Raw genomic sequence first — 21,442 nt, 5'->3', positions numbered from 1 at the left:
GCGCGGTAGTCCGGGCTTTGGATACGCCGACCAAGACAACCCGCGGCGCACGCCTCCGGCACTGGGGCGTGCGCCTTTTTCGCGCCGCGATGATCGGCGGCGTGTTGCTCGTCCTCCGGCTGCACGGCGGGGCGGGAACGGGCGGCGAGACGGCGCCTTCGCTCGATCAGGCGCGAGCGCTCTATCCCGACGCCGCCGCCCTGCGCCCCGGAGATGACCTGACGACGGTGCTCGGCGAGGACGACGCCGTGCTGGGCTTTGCCGTGAAAACGCTGCCCCAAAGCGCGCGGGCCGTGGGCTACGCCGGCCCCTCCGATGTGCTGCTCGCGCTGGACACGGACGGCGCCGTTACGGGCGCGCGCCTGCTCTGGAGCGGGGACACGCCCGAGCACGCCGCCGCGGTCCGCAACGCCCCGGGCTTTTTCGAGGCATTCCGCGGCTGGCGCCCGGGCGGAGAGAACAACACGGCGGCCGTGGACGCCGTTTCCGGGGCGACGCTCACCAGCCTGGCCATTGTGGAGTCCGTCGCGGTGCGCCTGGGCGGGAAACCGCCCTCGCTGAAGTTCCCGGAGGCGGTGGCCCTGGCGGATGTCCAGCGGATTTTTCCCGAGGCGGCGCGCGTGGATACGCCCGACCCCGAGACCGGCGCGATGGTGGTTCACGATGGCGTGGGAACCGCAATCGGCGCGCTGCTGCGGAGCGCGCCCCATGGCGACGCCATCCCCGGCTATCAGGGCCCCTCCGACGCGCTGATTGGCCTCGATTCGGAGGGCGCCGTTTCCGGCGTGACGCTCGGGCGCAGTTGGGACAACCAGCGCTACGCCGACTACGTTCGCAACGACCGATATTTCCGCGAGAAACACCGGGGTATGTCCCTTGAGGACTTTGCCGCCCTGGACCCCGAAGCCGTCTGGACGGACGGGGTCTCCGGCGCCACGATCACCAGCGCGGCCACCATGCAGGCCGCCATCCACCGCGCGGGCATATACGTGAATCCGCCGGAACCAGCCGTGATCGTCACCGCCGGATTCCAGCCGGGACTGCGCGACGCGATCACGATTGGGGCGCTGGTTTTCGGCTGTATCGTCTCGTTTACGCGGCTGCGCGCCCGGCCCGCCACGCGCGTGGCGCTCCAGCTCTACCTCATCGCCGCGCTCGGGCTCTGGGCGGGGGACATGGTCTCGCTCGCGGTGCTGGGCGGATGGGCCGGCGGCGCCGTACCGCTGCAGCGCGCGCCCGGTCTCGTCGCGCTCGTCGCCGCGGCCCTGATTATCCCCTGGGCCACCGGCAAGCCGGTCTACTGCCAGCACCTCTGTCCCCACGGCGCGGCGCAGGCCCTGCTATTCCGATGGACGCCCGGGCGTGTGCAGCTGCCGCACCGCTGGCGCCGCGCGCTTGGCGTCGCGCCATTCCTGGTGTTGCTCGGCGGCGTGGCGATCGCGGCGGCGGCCCTGCCCGTGAGCCTGTCCGCGCTCGAACCCTTCGACGCGTGGATCTTCGGCATCGGCGGCGCCGCGACCATCACCATCGCCCTCGTCGGGCTGGCGGCCTCGGCGGTCATCCCGCAGGCCTACTGCAAGTACGGCTGCCCCACGGGGCTCGTGCTGGAGTACGCGCGCCGCCGTCCCCACGAGACCCGTCTCAATCGCCGCGACGCGCTCGCAGCGGCGCTGCTGGTGCTGGCGATTGGGTTGGGGTATTGGTCCTGAATCTCGAAGGGGCACAATGACAGGATCGCGCAATTGTTACACTTGTGTGAAGCGGGAGGTCGCATTTGTTCATGGGGCAGGACCATGTTGTCGACCGGTAAGTGGCGATAAAAAGTTGTTCACGCGCGCACACGATTTCTTGTCGCTGGCCAGCTCATTGGCGTCCAATCGCGCGACCTATCCGATGGTGATAATATGACTCCTATCTAGTTGTTCAAATAAGCGCTTGTCCCTGTCCATTTCGACCATATCTTCTAAGCGCTTTGTTGTCAAGGCATTGAGCCGTCACGGGTCGCCGCGTCCGAACCCATCCGTCTCCGGCGTGAAGGAGACGGGCTGTTGCCGGGAACATCCCGCGCGATTCGGGCACGATTAATGCAGCCCCAACCACTGTGAAGTGCATTGCGCTGGGGCAATGCCCTGAGCGGGCCCAGGACATCGCACCCGGGGAGATCCATTGACTGGATTTGGAAAGGATGTGACGATGTCAGCGAAGAACGTAATCATGACGACGGCAATCGTGTTTGGCATGATTCTCATGTGCGGGTGGTCGGAGGCCCTGACGCTTGAGACGGACGCCCGGGGATTTGAGGATTTGCGGGATGGTATGGGGCTTACCCTACTGGTGGAAGATCCCCAGTCCGGATCGGGCGGCGTCGTGGAATCGCAGGCTGTGGCGTCCAATGGCGAATCGGCGGCGGCCTCGTCGGAAACGGGCCTGCTGTCGGCCTATGCGGCCTATGGGGGCGCCGGCGGTGAGCCGCACATTCGCCTCGAAGCTCTGGCGTCGTGGAGCGAGACCTATTCGAATATGTCCGGCGGCTACATGGAAGGCCTATTCGCGATCGAAGTCCTCGGAGTGGACATGCTGATCGTGGACTATGCGTCCGGCCCCGTGATGGCGGCGGGATATGAAGTGGAGGTCCTGCTTAATGGGGCGGAGATCTGGCGGAGCCGATCCGAGTTTATTGGCGGCAAATACGGCGGAATCTCCGTACTCCAGGAAGGCGTATCCGCGGCATATACGCTCACCGAGCCCATACAATACCCGGGAGGTCCGTATCTGCCAAGCTGGATGTATGCCCACGTTGATCCGATTGTGGATCAGATTGCCCTGGGACCCTTTGCGAGCGGCGATTCGTTTACATTGAGCTATTCGCTGTTCGTGTGGGCCGAGGGCCCGGGTTTCGAAACGGGCTCCGGAGTGGGAATCATTGATCCGTATGGGGATCTTCTCCCGGTTGAGGTGATGGGGTTGGTCTCCCTGGACGTCAACGGCAGGCCGCCCATCCCCGAGCCGGCCAGCCTGGGCATCATCGCTCTGGGCCTGGCGGGACTGGTCATTAGAAAGCGCTCAATGCGCCGGTAGGCGTGCGTCCGCGCGCACGCGGCGATCGCCCACCGCACGGATGCTGATCCCGTCTGATCGGGATCGGCATCCGTGCCGCTGTCCCTCTTGGGTCGCCGCGCCGCCAGGACGCGGGCGTTGCTACAGCCCCATCGGGCCTTCCTGGAAGATTCTCGCGTCCATGAGGGGCACGGCGTCGGGCACGGTGGGGCGGAATTGCATGCGGTCGAGGATGTCGCGCTGGAGGTCGACGCCGGGGGCGATCTCCTTGAGGAGCAGGCCCTCGGGCGCGAGCTGGAACACGCAGCGTTCCGTGACGTAGAGCACGTCGTGGCCTTTCTTTCGGCCCTGGATGCCGCTGAAGGTGATTTGCTCCACCGCCGCCACGAACTTCGCAATCTTGCCGTCCTGCCGGATCGCGAGCGCGCCGTTCTCCACCGCCGCGTCGAAGCCGCCCGCGGCAAACTCCCCGCAGAAGACGCATTTCCGGGCGGACTGCGTGATGTTGATGAATCCGCCGCAGCCGATGAGGCGCGGGCCGAGCTTGCTCACATTCACATTGCCGTCGGCGTCGGTCTGCGCCATGCCGAGGCAGGCCAGGTCGAGCCCGCCGCCGTCGTAGAAGTCGAACATGGCCGGCTGCGTGAGAAAGGCGACGGGGTTCTTCGCGGGGCCGAAGTTCTTGCCCCCTTCCGGCAGGCCGCCGATGATACCGACCTCGGTGTTCAGCGTAACCTTTTCGAGCAGGCCTTCCTCATGGGCCACGCGGGCCACCCCCATGGGGATGCCGATGCCGAGGTTCATCACCATCCCGGCGCGCATTTCCAGCACGGCGCGGCGGCAGATGATCTTCTCGGCGCCCAGGGGCATCGGCTGTACGGCGTTGGTCAGGTCCGCGCGCGCCTGGCCGGAGTAGCTGGGGTCGTGCTCCACGAACATCGTGTGCGGATGTTCCTGGCGCGACCCGGCGACGACGATGTAGTCGACGAACAGGCCAGGCACATAGACGTCGTGGGGGCGGTGCGGTATATCCGTGAGGCGCTCCACCTGCGCGATGACGATGCCGCCGCAATTGCGCGCGGCCATGGCCGCTTCCAGGCACTCCATGTCGAGGGCTTCATCTTCGGAGGAGATGGAGCCGTTGGGATCCGCCGCCGTTCCCCGGATGATCGCGGCGTGTATTGGAAAGGTCCTGTAGAGGAGCTTTTCCTGGCCGAGGACATCCACGCGGACGACGAGATCCTCGCAATCGCGGGTGCGCGCATTCATCTTGCCGCCCTCGATTCGCGGGTCCACAAACGTTCCCAGCCCGATTTCGGTGAAGAGGCCGGGGCGCTTCGCGGCAATCTCGCGGAACAATTGCGCCAGCACGCCCTGCGGGAGGTTGTAGGCCTCGATCCGCTCGCGCGCGACGAGGTCGGAGATGGCGTGGTTGAGGCCGATGTGCCCGGCGACGATCCGCCTGAGCATGCCTTCCCGCGCGAAGTGGTTCATCCCCTTCGGCTCCATGCTGAAGGGGCCGATGCCGGCGGTCCAGACGACGGTCAGATCCTTCGGCGAGCCGGTGGCGTCGAAAACGCGCTGAAACGCCGGGTAGATGGCCTCGCTGGGCATAGGGACCACGGCCACGGTCGCGCCTTCGGGCACGCGCCGCACCGCTTCGTCGGCAGATACGATCTGGGGCATGGTGGGAAACTTTCCGGGAGCTGAGGTGGAACGGGAATGCGGTCAGGACGCCGGCGGAACCGTCACGTGGAACCAGCCCCGGAGGTCGCCCTCCGCAAAGCCGGTCGCCTGATCCGCGGGGTAGGCTTTTTTGATCGCCGCGAGCACGTCCGGCGCGATGGCGTCTTCCGGGCCGTGGCATTGCACGCATTCGGGCTTGAGCATAATCGGGAACAGGGCGGCCAGCGCGCCGTTGTCGCCCCGCAGGACGAGCGGTTCGGCGCGGCGCGCCTCAACATGGGCCTCGGCCCAGGCGGGCGGCGCGTTCTCGGGATTGCGCAGCTTGAAGGAGGTCCGGCCGATTTGCACGCCCCGCGCATCGCCGGTCTCGGCGGCGATCGCGGGCGCCTCAGCGCGGCAGACGTCGATGGCCACCGGCGCGCCGCCCTCCCGCATCGCCGCCTGAAGCCGGGCCATCAGCGCGCCGAACATCGCCTCGCGCGCCGCGTTCGCCGCCTCAAACTGGACCTTCTCGGCGTCGGAAAGGTCCGGCTGCGCAACCGGGGTCCAGCGCGTGATCTCAAAATCGGCCGAACATCCGGGCAGGGCGAGCGCCGGGAGAAACAGCGAAAGGAACATCAGACATAGGACGGGATTCACGCGCATGATAACTTCTCCCCGATCAAGGCGCGCCACGAACGGCGCGCGGGCAGCGATTGAACCGCCATCAGTATACGCCGGGGGCGTGCGGGGAGACAACGGGAACATGGCGCGCCGGAGGGGGCCGGCGAATTTGAAGCGCGGGTAAGACTCGATCGGAATGCAGTCGGGTTGATTCCTCCACGGCACGATTCCGCCCTTCCATGAAAGTGCGCTCCCGGCCTCGCGCACGCTCGTCGTAGTATCGCGGCATGACAAGAATGGGCTGGCGCTACTTCATACGGCTAAAGTGTTACAGATCATGAAGCCGGCCTTTTCCCAGATCCGCGGCCAGGCATCCAGGCAACAAGAAACCTGATCGGCCGCGGAGAACATAGATCAAACCTTTCGCCGCAACGAAGCAGTTTTCCTGAAGATTCGCGCAGATCCGCACAGATAGATCAGAAATCTCCATCTCCTTAAGCCAGGAGATCTCCTATTTCGAATACGAACCCTTCACCTGTGTGCCGGCAGCGGGCTCTTTCCCCTTCACTCTTCCCCCTTCACTCCTCCATCGCCTCCCCGTCCCCCAGAAGCATTACGTAGATATCCGAGACCAACTCTTTCCCCGCGAGTCGGTTGATTTTCTTGAGGATCTGCCACTTCCGGTAGTTGATCTTGTGCATCCACACCGCGCTGTCGCACTCAATACGCAGCTGCAATTCCTTGATGCCCCGCGGGCGGGCGTGCTGGGCGGTGGCCTCGCCCACGATCTCGGGCCAGTGCTCCCAGATCTCGGCGTGCTCCAGGTGTTTGCCAAGGTTCGTGGTCTGCTTCATCGCGGCGAGGATATCGCCGACGCCTTCGAGCTTATTGCGCCTGGCGCCGCCCTGGGGTTTGGCGCGTTTGGGGCTGCCCTGGGGATTATTGCGCTTCAAGTTGGCCTCGCGTCATCTGGTAACGGCGGTAGGGACGTCCGCCGATCTTCTCGGTGAGCTCCCGCTCCGTGGTGGTAACCAGGCATTGTACCGTATCCCCGAGCGCCTCAAAAAGACGCTGCGCCCGGTGCGCGTCCAGCTCCGCAAGCACCTCGTCCAGCAGCAGTATCGGCGTCTCGCCGGTCTGTTCCCGGATGAGCCCGATCTCCGCCAGCTTCAACGCGAGCGCGGCGGACTTCTGCTGCCCCTGGGAACCGAAAACCCGCGCCGGCTGCCCATCAACGGCAATCTCAACATCGTCGCGGTGCGGGCCGCGCGTCGTGATCTTCCGGCGGATGTCGTTGTCGCGCGTGCGCGCCAGGATGGACTCAAAGCTTTCCCGCCCATCGAGGTCCGGCGCGTAGGAAAGCGCCAGCGGCTCGCGCGCGGCAATCCGGTGGTAGGCCTCGGCCGCGCGGCTGGAGAGCTCGCGGACAAAGCGCTCGCGCTCGCGCATCAGCACCTCCCCGGGAGGGACCAGCTGCGCATCCCATACCTCAATCAACGCGGGGTCCGGCTTGAACTGCTTTAGCAGGCTGTTGCGCTGCTTGAGCGCTTGCCGGTATTGCTGGAGCGCGGCGAGGTAGCCGGGATTGATCTGGGCCAGCTCCATGTCCAGAAAGCGCCGCCGCGCGGACGCGCCCCCCTTCACGAGCTCGACATCCTCGGGCGAGAAGAACACCGTGTGTATGCGGCCCAGAATATCGCTGATACGCGTCTGCGGGACCCCATTGACCTTGAAGCGCTTGGCTTTCTGCCAGTAATACGCCTCAATGGCGACATCGCGGTCGGAACGGCGGGCTTCGGCGGTGACCGAGAAGCCGTCCTCCCCGTGGCGCGCGAGCTCGGCCTCGTTCGTGGTGCGGTGGCTCCGCGCGGTGCAGGTGTAGAGCAGCGCTTCCAGCAGCGACGTCTTGCCCTGGGCGTTGTCGCCGTGAATGATGTTGAGGCCGGGTTCCGGTTGGAACGCCAGATCGCCGAGGCAGCGGAAACGGCGGCATGTCAGGCGGGTAAGCCACATGAATTGGGGGTACCGGGGGTTGCGGTGGAGCGGGGCACTCTCGGGGCATCGCGGGATTAACCAGGCGTTCCGCCCGCGCGGGAACCGCTAATCCGCCAGCGCCAGCAGCTCCTCGATCGCGCCGCGCGAATTGAAGTATTCCTCGGTGATGGCCGGCAATCGCCCGCTGTCGATGGCCGCCACGGGAAACATGTCGTCCACGGCCTCGGTGTAATTCTCCGGGTGCGCGCGGTACCCGCTGAGATTGCAAATCTGGTTCGCGATCGAGAGCGAGGCCGCGAGGCCCTGAAACTCCGCGGGGCAATCGGCCAGGTCGTGGTGGCTGCGGATCGCGTTCACCACCGGGGGCGTCAGCTTCCAGTTTTGCGCCAGGCGGCTGCCGAGCTCCGCGTGATCCACACCGATGACCCGGCGCTCCGCGCGGTACCAGGGAATGCCATCCTCCTGCACCGCGTCGCGCACGTCCTGGTACTCGTCGGGGAGGTACTCTTCCAGGATCACCTTGCCGATATCGTGGATCAGGCCGAAGGTGAAGGCCTCGTCCTCGGTCCCGTGAAACCCCGAAATGCCGCCCGTCCGCGCGATAGCCTTCATCGCCATGCCGCACGCGACCGAATGCCGCAGGAACGACGTGGCGCTGGACTTCATGCAGTCGAAGGCCGTGGCGGTCATAACCAGGTTCTTCAGGACCTTCGCGCCCAGCAGCACCGACGCATGCTCGACGTTGGTCACTTCCTGGCCCAGGCCATAGTAGGCGGAATTCACCAGGCGGAGCGTCTTGAGCGCGATGGCCGGGTCCGACGATATCACATGGGCGACCGCCTTCAACTCGACGTCGGGATCGTTCAGCATCTCGTTGAGCTTGGCGACGGAATCCGGCAGGCTCGGCAGGGTCACGACCTCGTCGAGCAGGGTATCGATATCAAATAAGCCGTCCGCCGCCACTAGGCCACCTCGGTTGCGGGGAATCCCCGCTCGCCGTGTTCACGCTCCTGCATGCACAGGATTTCAAGATACTGCCCCGGCGTAATCTGGTCGCACCCCGCGGGAAGCAGCGCCATTTGCGGCTTCTTCGGATCCTCGCCGGGGATCACCAGCGTCGCGCCCCGGGGATTGCTTGCCGGCCCCACGAGCACCACGCTGCCCTTGCTGGCGTTGCGTAGCGTCAAGCTGCCCACAAGCGCCTCGCCCTGCTTCTTCCACGTGATCACGACTGGAACCACCCTTCACGATGCCGATCAAGCGGCACGTCCCACAGACCGGCCGGGTATCATCAAAAAGCCCCACACGTCGCGTAACGCGGCGTCATGTGGGGCCCTGACCATCGATTAGAAAATATATTCGGGTTCCAGAACCGCGTCGTAGTTGACGGCCTTGTCCGTGAAGGGGAAGGTCGCCATTTCGAACACGCCCGTGCTCGTGCGCATGACGGCGCGCGCGCCGCCCAGCACCGGAACAACGCCAAGCAGGTAGGCCAGCGGCTTGCCCTGCTTGTACTTCTCGTCAAAGGTCACCGGAATTTCCGCCCAGCCAAACAGAACGTTCGACAGGCCGCGGCCCAGTTTGGTCAGGGATTTCTCCAGACCAGTCGGCTTCGGCAGGTCCAGCTCCGGGTTGTAGAGCTGCGCCGAAACCGGCGCGACCTGAACCAGCAGCGCCCCGACCAGCAGGACCGCCACGCCAACGCGCATCAACGGGTGATTGGTAGCCAACATGCTCCCTCCACGTTCACAGTTGTTTGTTCATTGTAAGGTGCAAACTCGTTCCCAAATGGTTTACTGGGTCGAGTGTAGCACAGCCCGGGGGGCTTGTCAATTAACTACCTCGACCAATTTTCGGAACGTATCCGGCCTGATTTCCACCCCCTGGAACCCCGGAGAACCGCCTCCCTCGGCCCGCCGGGGCGCGCGTTATCCATGCAACTCGCTTCGAAATAGAGCAATCCGCTTCATTAGGCGACACCGCCAACCTTCCGGTCCGACACGACCGCCCCGCAGATTATCGCCTAAACCTATGAAACAAAACTTCTTAGCCCCTTTCTCGGTCCAGCGCCCCATCCCGGCACGCCTTTCGCTCCTGTCCAGGCAGATGAAACCTTCAACACCGGCCCGGGAACGAGCCGCAAGGAGAATCACCATGAGCATCCTGGTACCCGTAAAGCGCAGCACCGCCTTCCCGTGGGCGGGCTTCAGTGAATTGGAACAGCAGTTCGACCGCCTCTTCGGCATTGAGCCGGTCGCCGGGCAGACCGCCTCCGGCGCGTGGCTGCCCGCGGTCGACATCCACGAGACGGACGCCGCCTTCATCCTGGAGGCGGATTTGCCCGGCATGAAGCTGGAGGACATTCACGTCTCCGTGCTGGACGACCGCATCACCATCAGCGGCGCGCGCAAGCGCGAAGAGAAGCACGAGGAAAAGGGCTATCGCCGCTACGAGCGCGCCGAGGGCGAATTCGAGCGGAGCTTCCGGATCAACGGCGGCATCGACGTCGCCCGCGTGGAAGCGAGCTTCGAGCAGGGCGTCCTCACCGTGACCCTGCCCAAGCCCGAAGCCGCCGTCCCGAAACAGATCGACGTGAAGGTCAGCTAGTCGCCTGTTAGTAAGCGCATCCCGCGCGGCCTCCCCGGCGTGTACGGGTGAGGCCGCGCGCCAAGGCGGGGCCTACATGTTTCTGCGGATACCCCGAAAACCGGTCAGCACCTTGACCGAGAGAACCGCGGCGCAGATCCAGATCAGGTAATCGATGGTTCCCGGCAGCCGCCACGTCTCCACCGGAATCCAGAGGTAGACATAGAAGCGCGGCCGGAAGAGCCACGAATACGGATCGCGGAGGGCGTTGCGCGCCATCGCAAACAGCACCACCACGGTGTAGGCAACCACATAGAACACGCCGGGGGCCAGCCCGACAACGCCGGCTGTCATCAGGGTGACGGTGGACGTGACGATCACCAGCTGGTCGGCCATGCTGTCGGTGAAAGAACCCTTCGGCGAGGCCACGCCGAGATGGCGCGCAAGCGGGCCGTCGAGCCCGTCGATCAGCACATGCAGCGCCAGCGCGGCGAAGGCCCACGCGGGATACGAGAAATAGAGCGGGCTGAAGAGCAGCCCCGCCACCAGGGAAAGCGCCGTGAGGTGATCCGGCTTCAGGCCCAGCGCCGCCATCGCGCGCAGCAATGGCCCGAAAAGCCGCGCGCGCACGCGTTGCGTACGCTCCATCCAGGCGCGCTCTCCGGCGGCGTAGACATCGGCTTTGCGATCGGTGATCTCCGGCGACACGGCCTTTTCCCCGGCGCGCTCCCGCCGTTTAGCGCACCAGCAACTCGCGCAGGATATCGATATAGCGCGGCACGGCCTCCTTCGGGTTCTCCTCCTCGTGTTCGAGGACGATGTAGCCCCGGTAGCCCGCATCCTTGAGGATCCCAATCACCCGCGGGAAATCGGTCTCCTCCCGCACGTCATTCCGCCGGATTTTCACCTTGATCTGCGCATTCACGGCATACGGCGCGATAACGGCCAGGTCCCGGTAGGGATCGTCCGTATTGAAATTGCCGCTGTCGAAATTCACGCCGAACCAGGGCGAATCGTCCACCCCCTCGATAATGCGCAGCATCTGCGCCGGCGTCGCCGTGATGCCGCCGTGGTTCTCCAGCGCCAGGAACACCCCCTTCTCCGCCGCGTAGGCCAGCGACTCGTTGATACCGTCCACGCACCGCTGGATGGCCGTTTCCTCCGGCTCGCCCTTGTTCGCCGAACCCGCGAAGATCCGGATCACCGGCGCGCCCATCACCGCCGCATGATCGATCCACTCCCGCGTCATGGCCAGCTCCGCGTCGCGCTCCGCGCCGGGCGGGTGGCAGAAATCATTCCCGATCGCCGTGCCCGAAATGGACAGCCCCAGCCGGAAGGCCTGCTGTTTCAGCGAGAGCAAATAGTCCCGCGTCACGTCCTTCGGGAAGTAATAGCTCGTGAGTTCCGTGCCGTCCAGCCCCAGCCCCGCGCAAAGATCCACGAAATTCTCCAGGCGCATCTCCGCCGCCGCAACTTCCGCCGCCGTGCCCCGCTTCGCCATGAAATCCCGGAACGAATACGCCGCCAGGCTCAATTTCATGTGGCTCGCGCCATTCCGAACCGGCGGCGCCGCGGCCACCGCGCCCTCCAGCGGCGCCAGCGCGGAGAACCCCGCCCCCAGGGCCGCCGCCTGTAAAAAGCCCCGGCGCGACGCATCAAATTGCTTCATGGACATGACCATTCCTTTCCATACGGTTCAAACATCCGCGCATTGTAGCCGGGACCAACGCAACCGCGCAAAGCCATACCGAAACCCGGCGAAGGGGTACGCGCGGCCGGGAAGGGGCGCCGAAGCCCGATCTAAACTTGCATTTCACGCCGGTCAGTTCGTATACTTCTCGCTCGAATCACGCGCGAAAGCGGCCAACCCGCCCGCGCCGTGAATCCATCCCCCATGCCTGGGTAGCTCAGTCGGTTAGAGCGCTGGATTGTGGATCCAGAGGTCGGCGGTTCGACCCCGCCCCCAGGTACCATTGGATAATAATGGCGATTGTGAGATTTCACAGTCGCCTTTTTTATGTCTGGCGAGCCGTAAGTCCAGGGTAAGTCCGGCGATGTCCTTTTTTGTGCCTGAAAACTACCGCAACGTTCGGACAATGGCCGGCCTACGTACACCCCCGCCCGATCCGCCATCGGGCAAAACGCGGCAGCGGGCGGTCCGCGGCATCAAGGCATCGCGGACTACCCCGACCGGGACGGGCACGCGCCCTGGGGCTCACGCGGATGACGGGCGGGGCGCTTGATCGACGCGGATCCGCCGACACAAACCCAAGCTCACCAGCGCGAGTCCGTCCCTTGCTCTCAAGGGACGTACCCGCGCACATACGCCCGAAACTGGAACGCACGCCCCCGCGTAAACGAGACACCCGTTTCCCAAGCGACAGCCCCCCCAAGGCGGGGGTATGTCCCGGCCGGGGTCACGCGGGACCGTGCCGCATGATCGAGGCGTCGCGGACTACCCCGACCGGGGTCGCGCCGGACCGCGCCGCATGATCGAGGCATCGCGGACTACCCCCACCGGGACGGGCACGCGCCCTGGAGCTCACGCGGATGACGGGCGGGGCGCTTGATCGACGCGGATCCGGCGACACAAGCCCAAGCTCACCAGCGCGAGTCCGTCCCTTGCTCTCAAGGGACGTACCCGCGCAATAGCACCCTACTCCAGCCCCCGCAGAATCTCCTCGCCAGTCATATCTACCGCCAGCCGAAACGCGTCCTCCGCGCCTGCCAGCCCATACACATCGCGGGTAAACGCGAACACGGTCCCGATCGTATCGGCCGCGAGCGGCTCTCCGCTGCCGGTCACCGGCCCGGCCATAACGAGGCGGCGGGGCGCGATGAGTGCGGCGATATGCGCGATGTCGCCGGCGTCGCGGAGGATGCCGGGCGCCAGGATGCCGAGACGCTGGCCTTCGTAGGGCGCCTCGGTGATGTAGCTGGCGAGCGACCCGACGGCCGCGACCTTCGCGATGCGCGCGTCCAGCGCGGCGGCGCACAGCGCGACCACCCCGGCGGGCCCGGCGCCCACGAGGGCCATCGTGTCCAGCGGCGCGCCGGCGGCTTCGAGCGTGTCGATTGCGGTCCGCACGTCCCGCACCCATTGCCCGAGCAGGGGCTCGCCGAGCCACAGCGCCCATTCGGCGGTGTTGTGATCCGGGGCACGCCCGATGGCGTCGTTGGGCTGGGCGTGGACGCCCGCCGCGCGAAGGTGAATCGGAATGACCGCGCGGCCCGCGCTTTCCAGCGCCGCGACAACGACCGACTCCGCCGGACCGGGGGTCTCGTCGAGCTGCAGCAACAGCGCGCTCCCCGCGCCGGCCACAGCGCCCTCCGGCAGCACCGGCGAGCCGGGGTCGATGCCGCGCGGCGCCTCGGGGTCCGTCCCGCCCAGCACATCGCGGTCGAGGCGTTCGCGCATGCCGTCCGCCATGGACTGCCAGGCCGCCGCCGTCTCCGGCGCGCGCAGGCGATCGACCAGCATGCGCCCCTCGCGCGCGGCGATCCGGGGAATCGTCATCCAATCCGCCGGCCGGGTCTCCCCGGGAAAGCAACGTAGTGTCTCGGGGTCTTCCAGTTCCATCGCGGGCTCGGGCACGGGCGAACCGTCGCCCTCGCCCTTCAGGTGGAGCGCCATCCAACCGTACATCGCCTCGCGCATGGGCTGGTTGTAGTCGTGTCCCGATTCAAAGGTGTCGTGGCGCAGGTTTCCGGGCGCGCCTTGCAGCGTGAACACCGGCGCCGCGAGCGCCAGGGACTTTCGCGCCTCCTCCACGGAGAATTGCCGCGCGTCCATGGTCGCGTTGATGACCAGCAGGGCGCGGGGCGCCGCCAGCGCGAGCACGCCCCACTCCTCGGCATGGCGCAGAATGCCCGGGACCACCTCGCACATGCAACAGGCGGCGCCGAGATAGGACTGGTAATTGCCCACGGAACACACGGGCACGACCGCCTTGAAGCGATCGTCCCACGCGCCCGCGTACATGCTCTGGTTGCCGCCGCCGCTGGCGCCGGTGATCCCGATGCGCGCGCCGTCCACCTCCGGGCGCGTGAGCAGGTAGTCCACCGCGCGCCCGTTCTCATACACCTGGAGCCCGCTGAGCGGACGGCCAACGGGCCAGAGCGTGCCGGCCGTCATGTCCCCGTGGTACTCGCCCAGGGCCGTGCCGATGCCGCGTTCGCCCGCGCCGAGCGCATCAACCGCGAGCACGAAGTAGCCAAGCTTCGCCAGCCCGATGCAACGCGCCTGCACGTGCGGATCCTGCTTCGCGCCGGGCCAGTGGCCATGCACCGAAAGCACCGCCGGATGCGGCCCGGGCGCCTCGGGCACATAGGCGTTCGCCGTCATCCAGACCTCCGGGAGCGTCTGGAAAACGATTTTCTCCACGCGGTAGCCGTCGCGCGGGAGCGCCTCCAGCACCCGTGCCGACAGCGGGGCGTGATCCGCCGGGAAACCGCCCCACGCCGCTTCGAGCGCGGCCCGAAGCGCCTCGCGCTGCCGGGTCCAGTCCTCCAGCGCCGCGGGCGGGGCATCCCCCGCGCGGAGATCCGCCGCGCGCGCGCGAACGGCTTCAAGGTAGGGCGTGTCGGCGCCCTGCGCCATCGCGGGCGCCAGGACGGCGGCGGTCAACAGCAATGCCAGCTTCTTCATGCATCCTCCCGGACGCGCGGGGTGGGTTGGCGCCGGGGCGCGCCGCGCGGAGGCTATCTTCGGGCAGCCGGGCGCGCCATTGCAAGCGCTCCCTAGAACGCGGCCAGCCCCGCGGCCGCCGCCATCGCGCCCGCGGCGAGAGCCAGCGGCACACAGCACCCCGCCGCGCGCCCCATCTTCCGCTGCCGCCCCGATCGCGTCAGGGGAATCCCGATTTTCCGGCTGATCCGGCCCTTCGCCGCCGATATCCCCACCGCGCGTTTCCAGCTGAAGCTGAACCCATACTTGCGTCCCATACGCGCCTCCTTCGGTTGCATCATCCCGCGTTTATGTCGAGTATACCAGCCCATCGTTTCACTTTCCGGAACGACAGCGCCGCCGCCGCGCTACTTTGACCTGCGCCCCCTTCCTTCCACGGCCTAAGCTTGCCCGGCCACGCCCGAAAGGAAGACAATGGCGAAACGACCCACACACCCCATTCACGAGACTACAAATCTTCAGATTGGACCGATTCATGCCTGCCAACCTTGAATTCTCGCGCTTCCGCCCCACCCTCCGCGCCTCGCAACTGGTGCTCGGTCTCGCCGCGGCAGTCCTCGCGCTGGGCGCGGGCGCCGAACCCGCCTACCCCCAGGGCGACCCGGCCCTGGCGGGCTTCCGTATCCTCCCCTATCTTCAGGAGCCCGGGGAGTCCCGCATGCGCATCAACTGGTTCACGACCGACCCCATCCCCGGCGAACTGCGGTTCGCTCCGGCTTCCGGCGGCCCGGAACAGGCCGTGCAGAGCGATCCGGTCGCGGTTCCGGAGGCCCTTTACTCCGAACTGGAGGAATCGGAGCGCGCGGCGTTTCCCGACATGTTTCCGAACGCGAGTTTCAAGCATTCCATCCTGCTGGACGGCCTGACCCCGGGCACGCTGTATGCCTACACCGTGACGCAGGGTGACAGCGCCTACGCCGCGACCTTCCGAACGGCGTCGGCGGCGGGTACGGCCAGCCGGATGCGCCTGATCGCCTTCGCGGACTCCGAAACCGATCCCGAGGGCCGCGGAATCTATCGCAACTGGGAGCCGGCCCACCAGCATCGCGAGAGCACCGGACGCCCGGCGGAGGTGACGACGTACCTCGTGACCGAGACGACCGGGTTTATCGAAAACCTGAAGGTCATCGCGTCGCGCGAACCGGACCTTGTGCTGCTCGCGGGTGATATCGTGCAGGGCGGCGGCTACCAGCGCGCGTGGGACGAATTCTTTTTCCACACTGCCGGCAAGTTCGGGAAACTCATGACGCACACGCCGATGCTGCTTGCGCTGGGCAACTGGGAAACCTTCGGCGCGCGCAACGGCGAATACGAACCCGAGGCCATCCACAGAAGCCGCCGGAAGTCCCTCGCCCATATCGACGGCGCGCCCAACAACAATCCGAAATACGAGGATGCGTACTACCGCACCGACTACGGCCCGGTGACCGTGCTGACGCTGGACTCCACGAACGGCCTGCCGGACGACACGGACTCCGACACCAACATCAACATCGACGCGGCGACGTACCCCGGCGATGACCAGCCCGACATCAACATCGGTTCGGACCAGTGGAACTGGGTCATGGCGCAACTGAAGGACGCCCGGGCGAAGGGCCAGGTGATCTTCGTTCAATTTCACCACGTTCCCTATTCCAGCGGCGGCCACATCCTGCCGGTGTCCATGGAGGGCAGCAGCGGCCAGGCGGGCACGCCCATGCGCATCTACACGCCCGCCTTCCAGGAATACGGCGTGGTCGCCGTCTTCTGCGGGCACAACGAGACCTTTGAGCGCTCCCGGGTCGGCGATGTCATCTTCTACGACGCGGGCGTCGCGGGCGACGGCCTCGGCGCGCCGGACGACGAGAAGGATCCGCGCCACCACAATCCCTGGCAGGCGTGGATCGCGCACGCGGACGACCCGGAGCTCTGGAAAGGCCGGCAGCTCCTCCAGGGCGGGCGGCACTACGGCCACGTGGAGGTCGATCTGGTGCGCGAGGGCGAGGCGTGGGACGTCACCATGACCGCCGTGCACACGTTCCCGGTCAACGACGCTGCCGGCAACGTGACCGGATTCGAGCGGCGCGAATACAGCGACGCCGTCCGACTGAAGGTGGATCGCGAGGGCAACCGCGCCTGGATTGCGCCATGAACCGGCCCCGGACACACGGAACCCAGCGCGCCTACCGGGTGTGATCCATGCCGCGAAGCAGGTGCAGGACCCGTGGAACGAACCGGAATGGCGCCGCGCCCGCGGACACTTCATCCACGGCCCCCGCTAGAAACAGATCCCGATCAGGGCAGTAAAACAGCCAGCAGCCCGTTGACCCCGTGTGGCCCACCACCGCTGGAATCGAGGCGAGCGGTGTGAAAACCCGGGGCAACTGGAAGCGCATCATGCCCATCCCGTACTGAATGGGCCAGCCGGGCGCGCGGAGCGCGGCGCGATCGCGCGGAAACCCGAATCGAAGCCAGCCGCCCTGCTGCAGGGCAAGTGTTTCCGCGTGCCGGTAGATTTCGCCCCCCACGAGTGCGCGGAGAAAGGCCAGCAGGTCCGCCGCCGTGCTGTAGATTCCGTTGAAGGACGCGATAAGCCGCGGAACATGCAAGGGGACGCCGTCGGCGCGCAGGGTCAGCGCCGCCGGCGCGGGTTCCAGCGGCGCGCTGTGCCCGGGAAACCAGGTGTGCCGCATGCCCAGCGGACGGTACAACATCTCCTCGTGGACTTCGTGAAGCGGCGCTCCGGCAACCGCCTCAATAATCGCCGCAAGCAACACGTAATTCGTGTCGGAATAGCGGGCGCGGACTGCATCGTCGGACGCGCCGGCCGGTGGAAAGTGCGGCGTGAGCATGCGGACGCGATCCGCGATTTCCGCCAGGCTGAAGGGCCTGTCGCCCGCCTCCAGAATGGACTCGATCACGCTTGCGCCAGACCGCGGGCGTTCCTCCAGCCAATCCGGCAGCCCGGAGGTGTGGGTAAGCAGATGCCGGACCGAGATCTGGTCGCTATAATCCCGGTCTCCCCGCCGGTGTATGCCCCGAACCAGCTCCCCGGGGAGCCAGATCTGGATTGGCGCGTCCAGATCCAGCCGGCCCGCCTCGTGAAGCATCAGAGCAATCGTCGCGTTCAGCAATTTGTCGATGCTGGCGATGAAGAAGGGCGTATCCGGCGAGGCGGGCGCGCCGGATTCAGCCACGCCATGCGCGCCGGTCCAGCAAAATGATCGGTCGCCCCGCTCGACCGCAATGACCGCCTGAACAATGGGACGCCGCCGGACGAGCCACTTCAAGGCGTCTTCGATCTGCTTCATGGCTTGCGGGTCAACGTTTTGCATGCTTCTCGACCTCGTTTATGGCATCATAAGGACATCGGGGCCGCCAGATTGCGGCGCACTTCCCGGACTTCTCGGCGGGGCGCCCAGTATGCCACATTTGCCCGCAGCCTCCACCGGGCGTGTGGGGCGCGCCGCGCAACCAGAAAGAAAGCTCAACCACCCGCGAGGAATCACCATGACCACTCCACCCCCTCCTTCCGGCGGCCGGCGCGACCGGGCGTATTTCGAATCCCTGAGCGAAGCCGATCTCGACCAGCTCTGGAAAGATCGCGAGACGCTGGGCATCGCGGGCGTCGAGGAACAGTTGCTCCGCTTTGTGCTGCGCGAGCGCAAGGGCTTCAAACCCGTGGAGCGTTTTGTCTCCATCTGCCAGCGTTGCAACCTTCCGGCCGACAATTGCGCGTGCCTCAATCCGTGAGGCGTTGTGGACGGGGGGATCGAAAATTGACATGTCGTAAGTTTCCCATATAAGATCCCGGTACTGGCGCGCCGGGAATTCGCCCCGGCCCGCCCCCGTTCCCACGTTGGAAGGCATGCCCCCTGAATCGGCGCACCTCAAGTACCGCCCACCAGGGGATTACCCTGGGCCACGAGGCCCGGCACACGTTGAACCATGATGCACGCGGCTTATCCAGTACCCATGCCCCACCGCGACGCCCTACCGCGCGCCGCCCGTCCCGCCGTTTGCTGCCATCACGATCACCCCGAGAGCGCCCGAATTCCGGCGCTCTCTTTTTTTGGCGCATATATCGTACTATCGGAAAATGACGATCTGTCTGCCCGCCCCGCGTCCAACGACCCGCACCGTGAAAGGAACCGCCCATGGACCTGATGCCCGACCTGGATCCCATACCCCTCCCCGCGCCGGTCTGGCTGTTCAAGCTGCTGCATGTGGTCACGCTCGCGCTTCACTTCGGCGCGGTGCAGCTCATGGCCGGCGGACTCATCCTCGCCACGATCTGGTCCTTCGCCGGTCACCGCCGCCAGGACGCGATCCAGATTGACGCGTCCAACGCAACAATCCACCGCCTGCCGGTGGTTATGGCCTATGTGATCAACCTGGGCATTCCGCCGCTGCTCTTTGCGCAGGTGCTCTACGGCCGCGCGCTGTACACGTCCAGCGTGCTGATCGGCGTGTATTGGCTGTCCGTGGTCTTCCTGGTGATGTTCGCCTACTTTCTCATGTACCGCATGGCGAAGCGCGCGGAAACCAGCCGCGCCTTCGGCTGGATGGGCCTGCTCGCGATCGTGGCCGTGTTGAAGGTCGGCTACATCTACAGCGCGAACATGACCCTGATGCTCGCGCCGGAATCGTGGACCGCGCTCTACCGGAACGATCCGCTGGGCATGAGCATGGCCTCGGGGCCGGCCGCCATGCCGCGCTGGGCCTACATGATGATTGGCTCGCTCGGCTTTTCGGGCGTCGGGCTCCTGCTGATGGGAATCTACCCGAAAATCGCCGAGGAGACCCGCGCGTTTCTGGCCCGGCAGGGCGGGCGCCTGATCTCCGCCTTCACCGCCGTGCAGATTCTACTCGGAGTCGCCGTGTTTCGCGGTCAACCGGCAGGCGTTCGCGGGGCCCTGCTGGAATCCGGCTACTACCTGGCGCTGACCGCCCTGTGGCTGCTGACGGCGCTGGCGCTCATTGCGGTGGGCGCGGCGGCGGCGCGGCGCGCGCCGGCCTGGCCCCTGGCCGCGGCCGCGGGCGGGCTGGGTTTCGTCAACATTCTCGCGATGACCGGATTCCGCGATGGCATTCGCGATATCGCGCTCCTGCAGAACGGCTACGACGTGTGGGAGCGCGCGGTAAGCACAAACTGGGGAACCGTGGGCCTGTTCCTGCTGCTTTTTGTCGGGGTAATCGTGGCCATGGCCTGGCTGGGCCGCGTGGTCTTTCAGGCGAAAGGAGAAACGGCGACCTATGGCTGAGTTTTCTGAATCCATGGAAATCCCGGATCCGTCGGGCGACCCCGGTTCGGTGGGGCGGCGCGCCTTCACGCAGGCCGCCGTGGGCGGGGTCGGCGCGTGCTACCTCGCCGCGATCGGCTATCCCGTGTACCGCTACCTGGCCACGCCCGCGCGCGCGTCGGCGGAGCTGGCCGCGGTGTCCGAAGTGGCGCTGGCGAAAGCCGACCTGCCCGAAGCCGGCGCGGCCCTGATGTTTCGCTTCGGCACGAAGCCAGCCATGCTGATCCACCACGCCGACGGGTCGCTGGTGTGCTTTGACGCGATCTGCACGCACCTGGCCTGCACGGTACAGTTCCAGCCCGAGGAAGGCCGGATCTACTGCGCGTGCCACGGGGGCGAATACGACATGCATACGGGGGCCAACGTGGCCGGCCCGCCCCCGAAGCCCCTGGCCCCCTACGTAGTGGAGGTGAGCGATGAAACCGTCGTCATCCGCCGGGCCTGAGCCCGCCGCCGCCGCCCGCCTGTACGGCTGGGTGAACGAACGCCTGGATCTGGACGAAATCCTGGCCTTCGCGAAGAAGAAGCAGGTGCCGGAGCACAAGCACTCGTTCTGGTATTACTGGGGCGGCCTCTCGCTCTTCTTTTTCCTGATCCAGCTGCTCACCGGCATCCTCCTGCTGGTGTATTACAAGCCCGGGCCGGAAGCCTACGATTCCGTTCGCCAGATCACCTACGAAATCGATTTCGGCTGGCTCATCCGCTCGGCGCACTCGTGGTCGGCAAACCTGATGGTGGTCGCCGTCGTGGTGCACATGTTCTCCGTGTACTTCATGAAGGCCTACCGCAAGCCCCGCGAATTCGGCTGGTGGAGCGGCCTGGCGCTCCTGGGCATCACGCTCCTCTTCGGCTTCAGCGGCTACCTCCTGCCGATGGATGAGCTCGCCTACTTCGCGACGAAAGTCGGCCTCGAAATCCCGCAGGCCATCCCCGGCGTGGGGCCGGTCATCGTCACCCTGGTGCAGGGCGGCACGGAAGTGACCAGCGTCACGATCCAGCGCTTCTTCGCGATGCACGCGGTAATCCTGCCGCTGGTCTTTATTGCGGTGCTCGCCTTCCACCTCTGGCTCGTCCAGAAACATGGCAACGCCGCGCCCCCGTCCGTAGAGGCCCTGCCGCCCGCCGAGCGGAAGAGCATTCCGTTCTTCCCGAACTTCCTGATGAAGGATTTTGCCTTGTGGCTGATCGCGCTGAACGTGGTCGCCATCCTGGCGAGCATGTTCCCCTGGTCCCTCGGGCCGCCCGCCGACCCGCTCGCCGCCGCGCCGGTCGGCATCCATCCCGAATGGTATTTCATGAGCCAGTTCCAGTTGCTGAAGGTGCTCGGCCAGTGGTTCCCCGGCGTCGCCGGCGAATACCTGGGCTTCGCGCTCTTCGGCGGGGCCGGTCTCCTCTGGGCCGCCGTGCCCCTCTTCGACACGCGCACGGCCTCGGGACAGCGCGCCCGCGCCGCAACGTGGTTCGGGCTGATTCTGTTGTTTGCGCTCATTGCCCTGACAATCCTCGGCTACGCCGAAGTCTGGGGCGCGGGTTCACATTAGGCCGC

20 protein-coding genes and 1 tRNA gene are annotated in these 21,442 nt (G+C 66.2%); 9 read left to right on the top strand and 12 right to left on the bottom strand.

Annotated elements, in window-relative coordinates:
• The first annotated feature begins 17 nt into the window (after window positions 1–17).
• On the top strand, window positions 18–1,709 hold the full coding sequence (locus KF886_04905; protein ID MBX3176676.1) for an FMN-binding protein: 1,692 nt from the start codon (window positions 18–20) through the stop codon (window positions 1,707–1,709).
• A 484-nt stretch (window positions 1,710–2,193) separates the two neighbouring features.
• A complete protein-coding gene (locus tag KF886_04900) occupies window positions 2,194–3,078 on the top strand; it encodes a PEP-CTERM sorting domain-containing protein (GenBank protein MBX3176675.1) in 885 nt (294 codons plus the stop codon).
• 120 nt (window positions 3,079–3,198) lie between these two features.
• On the opposite strand, the gene KF886_04895 is transcribed toward KF886_04900, so the two are convergent.
• The 7 genes from KF886_04895 to KF886_04865 form a co-directional block, all read right to left on the bottom strand.
• Entirely contained in the window at window positions 3,199–4,743 is a 1,545-nt protein-coding gene (locus KF886_04895) for an acyl CoA:acetate/3-ketoacid CoA transferase (protein ID MBX3176674.1), read from the bottom strand.
• A gap of 42 nt (window positions 4,744–4,785) precedes the next feature.
• Window positions 4,786–5,388: a DUF3365 domain-containing protein gene (locus KF886_04890; protein MBX3176673.1), complete on the bottom strand. Its 603-nt coding sequence runs from the start codon at window positions 5,386–5,388 to the stop codon at window positions 4,786–4,788.
• 536 nt (window positions 5,389–5,924) lie between these two features.
• Complete coding sequence (locus tag KF886_04885) at window positions 5,925–6,299, bottom strand: DUF721 domain-containing protein (protein ID MBX3176672.1); 375 nt, start codon at window positions 6,297–6,299, stop codon at window positions 5,925–5,927.
• A complete protein-coding gene (gene recF / locus KF886_04880) occupies window positions 6,286–7,359 on the bottom strand; it encodes a DNA replication/repair protein RecF (protein MBX3176671.1) in 1,074 nt (357 codons plus the stop codon). Before recF ends, KF886_04885 begins: the two co-directional genes overlap by 14 nt.
• Window positions 7,360–7,446: 87 nt before the next feature.
• Window positions 7,447–8,304, bottom strand: a complete 858-nt coding sequence (locus tag KF886_04875) for an HDOD domain-containing protein (protein ID MBX3176670.1) — start codon at window positions 8,302–8,304, stop codon at window positions 7,447–7,449.
• Window positions 8,304–8,570, bottom strand: a complete 267-nt coding sequence (locus KF886_04870; GenBank protein MBX3176669.1) for a hypothetical protein — start codon at window positions 8,568–8,570, stop codon at window positions 8,304–8,306. The genes KF886_04875 and KF886_04870 overlap by 1 nt, the downstream gene beginning before the upstream one ends.
• A 117-nt stretch (window positions 8,571–8,687) precedes the next feature.
• Window positions 8,688–9,074 carry an exosortase system-associated protein, TIGR04073 family gene (locus KF886_04865; GenBank protein MBX3176668.1) on the bottom strand — a complete coding sequence of 129 codons (387 nt, stop codon included), beginning with the start codon at window positions 9,072–9,074 and terminating at the stop codon, window positions 8,688–8,690.
• 421 nt (window positions 9,075–9,495) lie between these two features.
• Here KF886_04865 and KF886_04860 point away from each other — a divergent pair, with 421 nt between their 5' ends.
• Entirely contained in the window at window positions 9,496–9,948 is a 453-nt protein-coding gene (locus KF886_04860) for an Hsp20/alpha crystallin family protein (GenBank protein ID MBX3176667.1), read from the top strand.
• Window positions 9,949–10,020: 72 nt separating this feature from the next.
• Here the strand turns inward: KF886_04860 and KF886_04855 are convergent, their stop codons facing one another.
• The gene (locus tag KF886_04855; GenBank protein MBX3176666.1) at window positions 10,021–10,635 is read right to left on the bottom strand and encodes a CDP-alcohol phosphatidyltransferase family protein; all 615 of its coding nucleotides are present in this window, start codon (window positions 10,633–10,635) and stop codon (window positions 10,021–10,023) included.
• Between the two features lie 28 nt (window positions 10,636–10,663).
• On the bottom strand, window positions 10,664–11,596 hold the full coding sequence (locus KF886_04850) for a sugar phosphate isomerase/epimerase (protein MBX3176665.1): 933 nt from the start codon (window positions 11,594–11,596) through the stop codon (window positions 10,664–10,666).
• A gap of 227 nt (window positions 11,597–11,823) precedes the next feature.
• Here KF886_04850 and KF886_04845 point away from each other — a divergent pair.
• Window positions 11,824–11,900 (top strand) — tRNA-His (locus KF886_04845).
• Window positions 11,901–12,583: 683 nt separating this feature from the next.
• Here KF886_04845 and KF886_04840 read toward each other — a convergent pair.
• Together KF886_04840 and KF886_04835 are read right to left on the bottom strand one after the other, a co-directional pair.
• Window positions 12,584–14,575 (bottom strand): acetylxylan esterase, encoded by a 1,992-nt coding sequence (locus KF886_04840; GenBank protein ID MBX3176664.1) that lies wholly within the window; start codon window positions 14,573–14,575, stop codon window positions 12,584–12,586.
• A 92-nt stretch (window positions 14,576–14,667) separates the two neighbouring features.
• Window positions 14,668–14,871: a hypothetical protein gene (locus tag KF886_04835; GenBank protein MBX3176663.1), complete on the bottom strand. Its 204-nt coding sequence runs from the start codon at window positions 14,869–14,871 to the stop codon at window positions 14,668–14,670.
• A gap of 218 nt (window positions 14,872–15,089) precedes the next feature.
• Between KF886_04835 and KF886_04830 the strand changes: the two genes are divergently transcribed.
• Entirely contained in the window at window positions 15,090–16,745 is a 1,656-nt protein-coding gene (locus KF886_04830) for a metallophosphoesterase family protein (GenBank protein MBX3176662.1), read from the top strand.
• Window positions 16,746–16,776: 31 nt separating this feature from the next.
• Here KF886_04830 and KF886_04825 read toward each other — a convergent pair whose 3' ends face one another.
• Window positions 16,777–17,928: a beta-lactamase family protein gene (locus tag KF886_04825; GenBank protein ID MBX3176661.1), complete on the bottom strand. Its 1,152-nt coding sequence runs from the start codon at window positions 17,926–17,928 to the stop codon at window positions 16,777–16,779.
• A gap of 175 nt (window positions 17,929–18,103) precedes the next feature.
• On the opposite strand from KF886_04825, the gene KF886_04820 reads away from it, so the two are divergent.
• From KF886_04820 to KF886_04805, 4 genes are all read left to right on the top strand, one after another.
• A complete protein-coding gene (locus KF886_04820) occupies window positions 18,104–18,346 on the top strand; it encodes a hypothetical protein (protein MBX3176660.1) in 243 nt (80 codons plus the stop codon).
• Between the two features lie 404 nt (window positions 18,347–18,750).
• Window positions 18,751–19,857 carry a hypothetical protein gene (locus KF886_04815; protein ID MBX3176659.1) on the top strand — a complete coding sequence of 369 codons (1,107 nt, stop codon included), beginning with the start codon at window positions 18,751–18,753 and terminating at the stop codon, window positions 19,855–19,857.
• Window positions 19,850–20,341, top strand: coding sequence for a Rieske 2Fe-2S domain-containing protein (locus KF886_04810; GenBank protein MBX3176658.1), 492 nt, complete (start codon window positions 19,850–19,852; stop codon window positions 20,339–20,341). The genes KF886_04815 and KF886_04810 overlap by 8 nt, the downstream gene beginning before the upstream one ends.
• Window positions 20,313–21,437, top strand: coding sequence for a cytochrome b N-terminal domain-containing protein (locus tag KF886_04805; GenBank protein ID MBX3176657.1), 1,125 nt, complete (start codon window positions 20,313–20,315; stop codon window positions 21,435–21,437). The genes KF886_04810 and KF886_04805 overlap by 29 nt, the downstream gene beginning before the upstream one ends.
• The last annotated feature ends 5 nt before the right edge of the window (window positions 21,438–21,442 follow it).

It is taken from the genome of Candidatus Hydrogenedentota bacterium (assembly GCA_019637335.1).
Taxonomy (GTDB): Bacteria; Hydrogenedentota; Hydrogenedentia; order Hydrogenedentales; family JAEUWI01; genus JAEUWI01.
This window is presented reverse-complemented; position numbering and strand designations above follow the sequence as displayed.

Coding starts and splice junctions, on each gene's coding strand:
- KF886_04900 (MBX3176675.1), top strand. CDS start 2,194: ATGTCAGCGAAGAACGTAATCATGACGACGGCAATCGTGTTTGGCATG.
- KF886_04895 (MBX3176674.1), bottom strand. CDS start 4,743: ATGCCCCAGATCGTATCTGCCGACGAAGCGGTGCGGCGCGTGCCCGAA.
- KF886_04890 (MBX3176673.1), bottom strand. CDS start 5,388: ATGCGCGTGAATCCCGTCCTATGTCTGATGTTCCTTTCGCTGTTTCTC.
- recF (MBX3176671.1), bottom strand. CDS start 7,359: ATGTGGCTTACCCGCCTGACATGCCGCCGTTTCCGCTGCCTCGGCGAT.
- KF886_04865 (MBX3176668.1), bottom strand. CDS start 9,074: ATGTTGGCTACCAATCACCCGTTGATGCGCGTTGGCGTGGCGGTCCTG.
- KF886_04860 (MBX3176667.1), top strand. CDS start 9,496: ATGAGCATCCTGGTACCCGTAAAGCGCAGCACCGCCTTCCCGTGGGCG.
- KF886_04850 (MBX3176665.1), bottom strand. CDS start 11,596: ATGAAGCAATTTGATGCGTCGCGCCGGGGCTTTTTACAGGCGGCGGCC.
- KF886_04840 (MBX3176664.1), bottom strand. CDS start 14,575: ATGAAGAAGCTGGCATTGCTGTTGACCGCCGCCGTCCTGGCGCCCGCG.
- KF886_04835 (MBX3176663.1), bottom strand. CDS start 14,871: ATGGGACGCAAGTATGGGTTCAGCTTCAGCTGGAAACGCGCGGTGGGG.
- KF886_04830 (MBX3176662.1), top strand. CDS start 15,090: ATGCCTGCCAACCTTGAATTCTCGCGCTTCCGCCCCACCCTCCGCGCC.
- KF886_04825 (MBX3176661.1), bottom strand. CDS start 17,928: ATGCAAAACGTTGACCCGCAAGCCATGAAGCAGATCGAAGACGCCTTG.
- KF886_04820 (MBX3176660.1), top strand. CDS start 18,104: ATGACCACTCCACCCCCTCCTTCCGGCGGCCGGCGCGACCGGGCGTAT.
- KF886_04815 (MBX3176659.1), top strand. CDS start 18,751: ATGGACCTGATGCCCGACCTGGATCCCATACCCCTCCCCGCGCCGGTC.
- KF886_04810 (MBX3176658.1), top strand. CDS start 19,850: ATGGCTGAGTTTTCTGAATCCATGGAAATCCCGGATCCGTCGGGCGAC.
- KF886_04805 (MBX3176657.1), top strand. CDS start 20,313: ATGAAACCGTCGTCATCCGCCGGGCCTGAGCCCGCCGCCGCCGCCCGC.